The sequence below is a fragment of the Paenibacillus glycanilyticus genome (genome assembly GCF_051200795.1).
GTDB classification, from domain to species: Bacteria; Bacillota; Bacilli; order Paenibacillales; family Paenibacillaceae; genus Pristimantibacillus; species Pristimantibacillus glycanilyticus.
Genome location: NZ_CP195155.1, coordinates 762093 through 774780, shown reverse-complemented (window position 1 = coordinate 774780; position 12688 = coordinate 762093). Strand labels below are relative to the sequence as shown.

Annotated in this window: 6 protein-coding genes; all 6 read right to left on the bottom strand. The window is 53.8% G+C overall.

Annotation, left to right across the window (positions count from 1 at the left end):
• Window positions 1–85: 85 nt before the first annotated feature.
• Complete coding sequence (locus tag ACR9FF_RS03625; RefSeq protein ID WP_435169077.1) at window positions 86–5734, bottom strand: carbohydrate binding domain-containing protein; 5649 nt, start codon at window positions 5732–5734, stop codon at window positions 86–88.
• Between the two features lie 34 nt (window positions 5735–5768).
• Complete coding sequence (locus ACR9FF_RS03620) at window positions 5769–6653, bottom strand: carbohydrate ABC transporter permease (RefSeq protein WP_435169075.1); 885 nt, start codon at window positions 6651–6653, stop codon at window positions 5769–5771.
• Window positions 6654–6656: 3 nt separating this feature from the next.
• Window positions 6657–7541 carry a carbohydrate ABC transporter permease gene (locus ACR9FF_RS03615; protein WP_435169073.1) on the bottom strand — a complete coding sequence of 295 codons (885 nt, stop codon included), beginning with the start codon at window positions 7539–7541 and terminating at the stop codon, window positions 6657–6659.
• Between the two features lie 93 nt (window positions 7542–7634).
• Window positions 7635–8990, bottom strand: a complete 1356-nt coding sequence (locus ACR9FF_RS03610; RefSeq protein WP_435169071.1) for an ABC transporter substrate-binding protein — start codon at window positions 8988–8990, stop codon at window positions 7635–7637.
• Window positions 8991–9120: 130 nt separating this feature from the next.
• Entirely contained in the window at window positions 9121–10683 is a 1563-nt protein-coding gene (locus ACR9FF_RS03605; RefSeq protein ID WP_435169069.1) for a response regulator, read from the bottom strand.
• Between the two features lie 3 nt (window positions 10684–10686).
• Complete coding sequence (locus ACR9FF_RS03600) at window positions 10687–12477, bottom strand: cache domain-containing sensor histidine kinase (RefSeq protein ID WP_435169067.1); 1791 nt, start codon at window positions 12475–12477, stop codon at window positions 10687–10689.
• Between the last annotated feature and the right edge of the window lie 211 nt (window positions 12478–12688).

The window sequence follows — 12688 nt, the reverse complement described above, 5'->3', positions numbered from 1 at the left end:
AGTATCATTATACAAGAGCCTATCCCCCGTCTCTATTATAAAAAAGCGCCATAACTTTCGTTAAATGGCGCCTTTTTATTCTGTTTTACTGCAGCAGCCTGTCGAGCAGGCGGGCTAGCCCAACAGCCGCTTCAGCGCGGGTAACTTCCTTGTCCGGAGCGAAGTTTCCGCTGTCGGTACCATTCATCAAGCCGGAAGCGAAAGCTTTGTCTACCGCCTCAAGCGCCCAACCGGAGATCGCGTTAATGTCGTTATATTGGTGTCTATCCGTCACGCCAACCGTCCCCATCTTAAGCTCGAATGCTCTTACAATCAGAGCTGCCATCTCTTCCCGGCTGATTTTGTCGTTAGGCGCAAACGTATCCGCGTCGCGTCCATGAATCAGACCGGCTTGCGCGGCGGCCGCAACCGCATCGGCATAAAAGGCTTCTGCATTTACATCCGTAAACGGCAGGTTATCAGCCGCGGGCAGCTCCAGCACCTTCGCAAGAATAACCGCGAATTCACCGCGCATAATCGACCGGTTAGGCGTAAAATGCTCCGCATCCGTACCGTTGATAATCTGCAGAGCTGAAAGCTGCCGAATGGAATCGCTCGCCCACGAGACATCCGGTACATCGACAAAATGCTTCTCTCTTGTCAGCACCGCGTAGCTTCCCGGCTGAGTAATAAACGTCCGGATAACTGTCCCTTCCTTATCCGTACGGCCGCCGGCATAAATCCATCCGCCGTCCGAACTACCTGCATAAATGCCGGCAAGCTTTGGATTCAGCTCCTTGCTTACCGGGAGCTGCAGCAGAACAGGGTAGGCCCACTTCGTTAAAGGCTGCTTGATACCAGCTGCCGTCCATACGCCAACCTGGATATCGTATACCGTTCCCGATGCCTTCCACTTCTCGGTTGCTGCCGAAGAAGCTGGCGCCGAACCTGCCGAGGAAGTCAATGAGATATAGAGACTTGCTCCCGTGCCCTGCCCGCTTGCGGTGAGCAATTGGGAAGCGGCTTGCAGCACGCCGGCACCTGCCGTAAGGGCCGCATCGCCGATCTTAACTTGCAGATTGTTTTTCCCAAGCAGCGCTCCCGCCTGAAGCGGCAGCTTCAGCATGGTTACGCCTGCCGGAGCATTCAGCACAACCGTACCTTGCCCTGCAGGCTTGAGCTGATCGGCCGTCACTTCCCAAACGGTCTTATCTTGAGGGGTACCCGGATTAGAAGGCCCGCTTGGCCCCGGATCCGTAGGACCGGTTGGATCAGTCGGATCGGTATTCCCTTGATACAAACCAATAGAGTCAAAGTACAACGTACCGCTGCCCACCGTACCGTCCCCTTGATTCACGTAAAGCGAGAACTCCGTAATCGCGTTCAAGTCCAGCGTGCCGTTGCCCGCCGTATTCCACGGCGCATGCACGAACTGATCAAACGGCATCTTCAGCACCTTTGCCTCTGTACCGGTCAACGTCACGTAGTACTCCCAGGTCTCGCCGTCCGACTCCTTGAATTGCACAACCAGCTTCCGGCCGGAACCGTCCGGCGTATACCAGAACCGGATACCGTCCTCGCCGCTCCAATCCGACAAGCCGAGCAGCTTTGTTGCTCCGGCAAAATTGGTTGCCGCATCCGGATACGAGTATTCGTACTTCATGCCGAAACGTCCGCTTTCCTTATGCCCGGCATCCGGCGTTATCGTCAGGCTGCCGCCCCAAGGGTTGCGGGTATATGCCCCCAGAGCAACCAGCTCCCGGCCGTCATAATAATCGAAGTTGTCGATTACCGGAATAGTCGTCAGCCCAACATCGTCCACGCTAACCGAATACGATCCGGCTGAGCCGCTGCCTTTGTTCACGTATATGGAGTATTCGGCTACGCTGGATACATCCATGATGCCATCCCCGGTTGACCATTTAGTACGGGTTAAACCGGCAAGCGGAATCGTCACTAACTGTTCCTCCGTACCCGACATGCTTACCTGCGCTTCCCAAATATCGCCGTCGGTCTCTTTGAACTGGAAGGTCAGGCCGTGATTCGCGCCGTTTGGCAGCATCCAGAACTGAACGGCATTGCCGCCTTCCGACCAGTTCATGGCGCCAAGCGCCTTGTTTACGCCGGCGTAACCTAACGCATCGGTTAAGGTGTAATCCAGCTTCAGCGCGTAGCTTCCGCTTTTTTTCCAAGCCGAATCCAGTGATGCCGTAATCATATCGCCGCTTGTATTGCGAGCATAAGCCGCCCCAACAAGCGAGGAGCTGCCTTGATAATAGTCGAACGAATCGATATCCTTCAGCTTCGCAGCCTTGATATCATCCAGATAAATCGCGCCGGTACCGGCTTCTCCCGCTCCGCGGTCCACATAAACCGAGAACTCCGCAATGGAGCCGATGTCGAGCTTCCCGTTATCCCTGCCGCTCCAGCTAGGCATCGCAAACAGATGGAACGGAACGCTGACGGTCTGCGCGGCCGTGCCGGAAGTTGGGATCTTCGCTTCCCAATACTCGCCGCTTGTTTCCTTCACCTGCACAGTCACGCCCCGATTCCGGCCGTCCGGCTCCAGCCATAGCTGAATACCGTTGTTACCGGTCCAATCAATGCCTCCAAGCTGTTTGGTCACGCCGCCAAAGCCTTTGCCGGTTAAATCATAAGCCAGCTTCAGACCTAGTCCGCCTTCGCTCTTATGATCGGCATCCAGAGACAACGTAATCGGACCGCCATCCGGGTTAACCGAGTAACCCGCGGCCAGCTTGGCATTATCCCCGTCATAGCCTTCGAACGTATCAATCGTTGGCAAGCGATAAAGCTTAATATCGTCAATCATTAAAGTCGTATCGCCAGCCGGTCCGTCGAAATAGAGTCCAAACGAAGCGGCCCCGCTCAAATCAACTTTACCGTTGCCCTGCCCGGCGTGGCTGCTCTTCCACCAATCCGGAATATAGAAGTTGCGGAACGGTAACTGCACCAGTACCGGCTCATTGCCGCTGATGCGGGTATCCGATTTCCACACTTCGTTTTGCGTGCCCATTCCTTCGGTCAGCTGCAGCGTGAGGCCAACCTCCTTGCCGCCAGGGTTTACCCACAGCTGAATGCCGCTGTTACCCGACCAATCGGCGCCCGCCAGATCCTTCTCCATGCCGCCCCAGCCTTTGCTGAGATCCGTAACAAGCTTCATCGCATAGGCGCCGTTCACCTTGCCCGCCGTATCCAGCGACAACGTTACCGGCGAACCGTCCGCGTTCGCTTTGTATGCTGCACGGAGAGCGTTGTTCGAGCCTGTATAGCCTTCAAAATCATCGATAATCGCAGATTTCTTGATCTCCGCCGGCGGATCCAGCTTGGCGCCGCCTACCCCGATCTGCAGGCTGCTGACCTGCGGATTCCAGCGCTGGTCCTGATGGCTTTCCGGCACAACCGGAAATTCAAATTTCACATACCGCGTACCGGCCGGAAGCTGATAAGCGATATAGTCGGTTTTCGCCCAGTATCCTTCGCCCAGCTTGCTCGTCTTCACCACATTCGTAAATTCGGTAAAATCCGTGCCGTTCGCCGAGGTATAGAACTTGAAGTCCGGCAGGACGTAATCGGCCGGGTTCTGCCTGGCGTATTCGTAGAACTTGAAGTAATTCATATCGCCGTCCGCCTTGTACGTGAACCATTCGTGCTCGTTGGACGTACGGGACAGCCGCTTCGCATCACCGCCGAAATATTCCGGCGTATCCGACGAGAAGCCAAGATTCGCCGAATGCGAATCCATCTTGAGGAAGTTATTCAGATCATCGGATAAAATCCCGTTCGTGATGCCGCCCTGCTGCACGGAATCCGGGAACGTAAGCGCTGTTCCGTCATGCTCATACTCGATAACAACCTTGCCCAGCTGTCCCGAAGCCGATGCGGCGGGATAATCGATCCGCAGCACCTTTACGCCGTCAGCCAGCTCGCCGGTTGTATACGACCTTTTTTTCCACGAGCCGCCCGACTCCACTGCTTCCGAATCAACCGGCTCAAACGTTAAGCCATCGGACGAAGCAGACAAACTGAAGTTTTGATCGCTGCTTGCCGAGGCAACATAACCTTCCACAGTTACAGATTTCACCTTTACCGGCGTGCCGTCATCATGAAGCGGAATCGCGTATTGCACGCTTTGCTGGTTGTCGGTTGCAAGTGCTTTAATACGGGATACATCCCCGCCAAAAGCACCCGGATCGCGGCTTTCGTATTCCAGATCCGAGGTATGGCTGTAAAGCTTCCCGAAATTGCGCATTTCGTCCTGAATGACATGCTTTGCCTCAACCGGCCCAACAACAGCCGATGGTGCCGATTCTCCCGCGCCGTTCTTCGCCGTAACCCGGTAGTAATAGGTCTGACCCGATACGGCACTCGTATCGTCGAACAACTGGGATTCCGCAGGTACCGCGTCATACACGTTCTCGCCAACTACCGTCCAGCCGCCATCAGGCTGCCCGGAACGCTCAACCCGGTAAGAAGAAGCGCCAACCGAGCCCAGCCAGCTGATCGTCGATACGGAATCAACCGGCAGCATCACGGGAGCTTCCGGCTTCGGCAGCGCAGGTGCTTCGCTGAAGCCGCGGATCTCAAACGCTTTGTCCCTAAGCGTATTCAGCATATTCGTCTCGTCAAAGCCGTCTCCCGAAGGGAAACCCGGCCAGCGATACGCTCCGTAAAAAACGCCGTTAAACGTCGATTCGGTATGCGGATAGAAGCCGCCGTCCCGGCTATGGTAACGAAGACTCCAAATCATCGCGCCGGAGGTGCCGTTCTCGATCGCGTTATCGAGGAATGCGCTGAGTTCATTCGTTGGCTTGAAGCCAAACTCTCCAACGATAAACGGCTTTTTGCCCGCTGCCTTATTCTTGTCGACGTTCACCTGGGACGCATAGCTCGGGTAATGGTCCGGGTAGTAGTGATTGGATACGATATCGATTGCGTCATCCGTCAGGGATGCATCGTCGATGCCGTATTTGCCGTCGAGCACGAGATGGTTGGCGTCGATGCTTTTAATATAAGTCGCCATGTCATGCGTCCAGGCCGAAGACTGAGGCACCAGCTCGTTGCCCGTCTCCCACGCCAGAATGGTCGGGTCATCCTTGTAGGCAACGCCGGTGAACGTATTCACGCGGTTGAGCGTATACGAAATGACCGACTTGAAATCCGCGATCAGCTGCGGATCGGTCCAGAACGCGTCTTTGGTTTTGCCCCGGAAGGCCGCGTATTCCGCAATCCCGCCTTGCCATTGATACTGGTCCACAAAAGGAAGAATGAGATGAATCCCGTACTCTCCGGCCAGCTGGATCATTTTATCGTAAGCGACAAACGCATCTTCGTTAAAGATCAGTTTATCGTCCGAGCCGACGCCCATAATGTGGCGTACCATATCGGCGGGATCATCCGCTTTGCGTACGGACAGCACATACGGCCTAGTTACCGTTCCGCCCATCTGGACTAGCGTCTTGAACGCATCCTCCTGCTCCCACTCGGTTGGCGTCCGCCAGTAGATATCCTCTACCATTGACAGAGTTGGCACGTTGGCCGAAATAAACCGGAACTCCCGATCGCCGTCCATCAGCTTATCGCCGCTGCGCGTGATGAATGGGGATGCGGATTCCGCAGCTATCGGCGCATCGGCTTCCTCCGCGTATACCCTCGAGCCCTGAATTCCGGGCATAACAACGGAAGCCGCTACGAGCACCGCGAGACCAAGCGACAGCATCTTCTTGCGTTTAAACATAAGTCCACTCCTTCAAAGGTAATTGAGACTTTAGTTATTTGACCGAACCGTTGACGATCCCGGAGAAGATGAAACGCTGCATAACGAGATAGAGGATAGTCGTCGGAATAAGAATAATAAGCAGCGCCGCGCATACCACGTTCCACTGCGCGCTGTTGACGCCCACGAAGTTCATCAGCCCCGTCGAGACGACCCGCAGCTTCTGCGACGGCATATACAGATACGGGATATACATATCGTTGTAGATCGAGATGCTCTTCAGAATAACCGCAGTCGCCGTCGCCGGCGCAAGCAGAGGGAAAATAATCGAGCGGTAGATTCGGAACAGCGACGCGCCTTCGATCATGGCGTTCTCATCGAGATCGTAAGGAATGTGGCGGATAAACTGCAGATACAGGTAGATCTGCACCACATCCGTCCCGATGTACAGAAGCACCGGACCGTACAGGGAGTTAAACAAGCCAAGCTCCTTGATAATGCCGAAAGTAGCGACCTGCGTAGTGACGGACGGAATAAGCGTGGCAGCGACGTAAGCGCCTAGAATCCAAGATTTCAGCTTGAAATTAAACCGCCCAAGCGCAAAGGCCACCATCGTCCCCATCAGCACGTTGCCTAGAACGGACAAGACGAGAATCGTGCCCGTATTCATAAAAGCGTTAAGCATATCCCCGCGGTGGAACACCGTGGAGAAGTTATCGAGGTTAGCAAACGAATGCGGGAAATCAAAAACGCCGGACTTGGCGTACTCCTCATTGCCCTTGAACGCGTTCAAGACGACGACATACGGCGGGAACAAAATAACAAACACGGCGGCAAGCAGCACCGCGTATTTCAAAGCTGCGGCAATCGCGCGGGAGGGCGAGACCGGTCGCGCGGTTACGGTGCCGGCACGTTTTTTCAATGATGTCTCCAAGCTCATGCTCTAGTCCCCCCCTCGCAAAATCAGCTTCCGCTGCACGAATATCACCAGCACGACAATAAACAGCAGCACCATCCCCATCGCCGATGCAAGCCCGTAGTTGCTGAAGTTAAAAGCCGTCTCGACGGTCTGGGTAACAAAGGTCTGGCTGGAGCCGGCCGGTCCGCCCTTCGTCATGACAAACGGCAGATCAAATACTTCAAGCGCGCCGCTGACCGTCAGCAGCATGCTGAGCTCCACGATTTTGATGATGCTCGGCCAGGTAATGTAGAGGAAGGACTTGAACGGTCCCGCCCCGTCAATCTTCGCCGCCTCGTACAGATCGCCGGGAATCGATTGTAAAGCGCCTAAATAAATAACCATGTTAAAGCCCATAAACTTCCATGCCGAGATAAACGCAAGCGAGTAGTTGACGATCGCGGCGTCTCCCAGCCAGCTTTTGATCCAGGATTGCAGCCCGACGGAAGTTAGCAGCGCATTCAGCGAACCGTTCTGAGCGTCGTAGACGTAGGTGAACATATAGGCGATTGCCACGCTGTTCATAATGTAAGGCAGGAAGAGCAGCACTCTGAACGTGTTGCGCCCTCTTAACCGCGAATTGAGCAGCACGGCAAAGAATAACGCCACGATGTTCTGGACGATCCCCCCGATAAAGTACACAAAGTTATGGGAAAGAACCTTGAAAATATCCGCGTTCGTAAAAATCTCCTTATAGTTGCTGATTCCTACCCAAGCCTTCTCCGGGCTGTAGCCGTCCCATGAAGTAAAGCTCAGCCAAGCCAGGTAAATGGCCGGATAGAAGGAAAATACCGCAAGCAGCAGCAGCGGAAGCGTGAGGAAGGAGATCAATATGACATAGCGCTGTATCTTGTAACTCATTGCAAACATCGGCAACCCTTCTTTACTCCTTGATAAGGAGGAAGAGAAAACGTTATCGATTCAGCCGATAAGCATCTTCTCTTCCCGTTAACCGCTATGAACCTATTTGCCTAAGGATGCCTTCGCATCTTTCCACTTCTTGTTGTAGGAATCAAATACCGCTTTCATGTCCTTGCCCATAATCGCGTCTTGAGCGAAGGCGCTTGTGTCGAATTGCATTTTGTTCGCAATCGCGAGGTAGTCGTCGTTCTCGGCAGCCATCTCGATTACCTTCGGATTGGTCGCCATAAATTCGTTCAGCTGAGCCAGCTTAGGCTTCTTGTCTTTCAGAACGGGGATAAAGCCCGCGTAATCGTCATAGCCGGATTCTTCGATCAGGAATTTGAGGAAGGCTTTTGCCGTTTCCGGATTTTCGCTGTTTTTATCGATGCCGTAGTAGTAGTCGGAAGCCAGAATCACCTTCGCTTCGCCGCTGTTGTCGAGCGGCAGCGGGAAGAAGCCTACGTCCTCCGCGGCAGCGCCGTTGTCTACCACTTGCGGCACTACCCAGTTGCCAAGCAGGAACATGGCGATTTTGCCGGAAGCGACATCCTTCTTGGAGCCTTCCCAGTTCGTCGACATCAGGTCCTTCTCAACGTAACCGCTGTCCACCATTTTCTTCAGGATGGAGAACGCCTGCCAGTGCGGGCCGTCCACCGCGAAAGGTTCCTCCTGCGTTGCCATCGTGTTGTGCAGGGACGGGTCATTGGCGAAAATAAACGCCTCCTGATCCCAGCCGTACAGCGGCCATTTGTCCTTGAAGTTAGTCGCGAGCGGGATGATGCCCGCTGCTTTCAGCTTTTCGGCTGCCGCATACAGCTCGTCGAGCGTCTTCGGCACTTCGGTAATGCCGGCTTGCGTAAAAGCTTTTTTGTTGTACGTGACGCCCATCGCGGCGCTGCCGGAGGAGATGCCGTACAGCTTGCCGTCCTGGCTGCGGTTGTCTTTGAAATAAATACGGTCGTTCAGGCCCAGATCATCGAGAGGAAGATAAAAGTTCGGCAGATCCGAGTTTTTCACCGTGCCTGGGATCAGGCTGATGTCGGCAAGCTCGTTGGATGCCATGCGGATTTTTGTCGTCTGGTCATAATCCTTGATCGCTTCGATCTCAACCGTCGCGTCCGGATATTTCTCGTGGAATTTGGCCGCATAGTTCTTGAGCTCCGTATCCACCAGGTCCGTCCGGTTGGTTGTGAACACCACCTTGCCCGCGATCTTCGGAGCAGCCGGCTCCTCGCTGGCTGCGGCGTTTGTTGCTGCTGCGTTATCAGCCTTCGTTGTTGCGGCGGCATTATCCGCTTTATTGTTGCTTGGCGCTGCCGCTCCTTCGTTGTTCCCGTTATTTGAGCCGCATCCTGCTGCCATTGTCATTGCAAGGCCTAACACGGCCATGGTGGAAATTAACTGTTGCTTTTTCAAACCCGACTCCCCCTCGAATATGTGGTGAATGCGCTTACTTACAAAACCGATTATAGAGAAAGCGCCTTCGCAATTTAATGTCGCGGTTTTTTGTTTATGGTCTTTAATTTGGGTCTTAAAAAAAATAGGATTATAAATTCCGGTACTCCTTAGGCGTAATGCCTACCATTTTTTTAAACACCTTATTGAAATAGATAGAGTCCGGGTAACCCACCTGCTCGCCGACCTCATAGACCTTCAGGTCAAGACGCTTCTTCAGCAGCTCCTTCGCCTTCATCATGCGCAGCTGCAGCACGTATTGCGTGATGGTCAGCCCCGTCTCCTGCTTGAATAACGTGCTGAGATAACTAGGGTTAAGGAATACCTTCTCGGATAGCTCGGTCAGTTCAAGGTCTTTATCGTAATCCTGCTGAATCAGCTGTTTAACCGTCTCAATCACCCGGTTGCCGCCCTCCTTGCGCGCGGAAGCAAGCCGGTACAGGGACAGCTCCAGCAAATGCTGGATCCGTTCCTTCAGCTCCGTCAGGTTAAAAAAGTCCGCAACCGACTGGTAGACGCCCACGCCCGGCGGCGTCAGCTTGACCAGCTCGCCAAGCAGGCCGTCTACTTTCTGTACGGCGGTATACAGCAGATTCGCCATAAACTGGACGAGATCCGCATAAGGCGGCCGCACCCGCTCGATCTCCGCGAACATCCGCTGAACCGCCGCCCCGATGCCTTCCGCATCAAGCCGCTCCAGCGCCTGGGTAAAGCCGCCAGTCAACAGCCCGGTGAAAAAAGCAGGATCCGCTGGAGCGTTTGGTCCCTCCTTGCCCGTCACAACGGCAAACGCTTCGCGCTTGTAAATGCCGGCGCAGGACAACGCCAATGCCTCCTGATAAGCGCATATCGCCTTATCGCTCCCTTGATATCCGCCGCTGATTCCGATCGCAAACTTGCCTTTGGCGGCAAACTGCAGGTCGTTCATCAAGCGAAGCGCCGTTTTGTGAGCAAGCCTGCCCGTCTCCTCCTCCTTGGGAGCAGGAACCAACAGGGCGATAATCTGCGCCTCCATAGCCACGCTCTCTATGCCTTCAGCCGCCATCGTCCTTCCCCATTCCAGCAGCTGCTCTTTCATGCCTTGATTTGAAGCCCGGACGGCAAGCACCGCGTAAGGGCACCCAAATACAACCGGTAAGGAGAGCTCCTCCACCCCGGCGGATACAGCCGTATCCTTATCGCCGCCCAGCAGCCGGCGCAGCTGCTGCTCCCGCAGCAAAAGATCGCTCATCTGCGCTTTTTTGCTTAGCAGCTGCTCCTTTTCTTTTTCCTGCTTCGCTTCTTTCAACTCCTTATGAATATGAGTAAGGTTCGCCAGCAGCTCTTCCTTATCCACCGGCTTAATCAGATAATCCTTTACGCCATACTGCATGGCGGTACGCGCATAATCGAAGTCGTTATAGCCGCTCAAAATTAGACAACGCGCATCCGGAAGACGGCGTCTTAATTCCTCTATAAACTGCAGCCCGTCCATATAGGGCATTTTTATATCGGTAATAACAACATCCGGAGAGAGACGGTCCAGCTCCTGGGAGGCCTCAAAGCCGTTCGAAAAGCTGCCGACAACCAGATATTCCTCGTTCAGCTTGGAAATGATCTTCTCCAGCCCGCGGCGGATCAGATCCTCATCGTCGATAATCATAATGCTCAGCATTTGTTATTCACCATGCTTTCTCGGAAGTTTTAGATAGACGGCTGTTCCTTCTCCCCACTTGCTCTCAATCTCCAGCCCATACGTCTCGCCGTAATGCAGCTTGATCCGTTCATTGACGTTGCGCAGGCCTACCCCGGTCTTGGAGCTTCCCGCCTCGCGCGTACCGTTCATTGATTGGCGGAGCAGATCCAGCGTCATGCCGTCCATCCCCGCACCTTCGTCTTTAATCGAAAAGATAAGCAGCTGCTCCTTCAGCTCGGCCGACAAGCGGATCGTAACCTCGTTAGGCTTGCCCTCCATGCCATGGAGAATCGCATTCTCGACAATCGGCTGGAAGGTCAGCTTCATGACCGGGAAGCTCATCAGCTCCTGCGGAATGTCGAAGGCAACGACAAACCGGTTGCTGAACCGGTAGCGCAATAATTGAAGATACCGCTCCAAATGCTGCAGCTCTTCCCTAAGCTCAACCGTCTCCCGCCCCCGGTTAATGCTGTATCTTAACAGCTTCCCAAGCGTAAAGGTCATCTCCGCGACCTCTTCATCATCGTTAATCTCGGCGGTCATCCGGATGGTCTCTAAAGTGTTGTATATAAAATGGGGATTAATCTGGCTTTGCAGCGCCTCCAGATCGGCTTCTTTTTTGCGGGACTGGATCACGTAAATTTCGGAGATCAGCTCCTTCATCCGCCTGAGCATGCGGTTAAATTCCGTGCCGAGAATACCCACCTCATCCTTCTGCTTCACGTCAAAGCTGACGTCCAGGTTGCCGCCGCGCACCGTGCGCATCAGGTCCGTCATCTGACGGAGGGATCTGGTCATCATAAAAGCCAATATAACCGAGACAAGCAGCGCAAAGCCGATAATCCCGATGGTTGTCGTAAGCGTGACGTTCCGCGTCAACTGGGCATCGTGATGCAGATAGTTCACCGGAACAAACGCGAATATTTTCCAGCCGGTATCCTTGGACACGGAGTAACTGCATATGTAAGAGAGGCCGTCGACCACGACATTAAAGCTGCCCTGATCGCCAACGGCTTTTTGAATGACCTCATTGCCCGTTATATTGGTAGCCGTCAGCACATGATCGCTGTCATAAGCCACATTGTTCTGGCCGTCGATAATAAGGGTCTTTCCGTTCGTTACCGTATTCAGCTCCTGCACGACATCCTCAATAACGTGAATGTCGGCATCCACCGCCACATAGCCGATTGTCTCCAGCGTGCCGATATCCCGGATGCTCCGGAGCACCGTGAACAGATATTGCGGAGTGCCGTTCGCGCGCATCACCCGCTGGGTCGGGATTATAACGGGATTGCCGTTGCCCTGCACAGCGATCCGCTTCCATTCCTCGTAATGGCTCATCATATCCTCGCGGATGGCATCCGTCTTGATCCGGTAGAACACGTTGCCGTAATTATCGTAGAGATAGGCGGAATAGAGATTTTTCCTCATGCTGTCGAGCAGGCCGATATAGAAGTCCATCTGGCGCTGCTTCTCGAGCGTCATCTCTTGATGGCTCATGTATTGCTGCATTTCGACCGAGTAGAGCGGAATTTTGCTGACGGTCATCATGTCTTCCAGATGGCTGTCCAGATTCGCCTTTATGTTGCTGATCAGCTCGGTGACGTAATTTTTTGTATTCTTATTAATAGATTGAATGTAATTCTGATAGGATATAAACCCCGTAGCCGAGATTGGAATAATGATCAGAACCACGAATACGATAATCAGCTTCTTCTGCATGGTCATGCTGCTAAACCCGTTAATATGGAAAAACCCACGTCCTATGTTCATTTGCGCCGGCTCCCGTCACTCAAATATGTAAGCGTTTACTGTGATTCTGACACAGAGCCGAAGAAACAGGCAACCTTTTCTTCGTGTAAATCGGGAAGGCCTAAACAGAGTGCAATAAACCTAAAAATTAGCCAATAGTCAGGGGGCTGCGGTTGGCGTTAGATTAGTAGCACGCGGCCTGCGTATTTCGTGCGGAAAGGAGGTAAAGCGT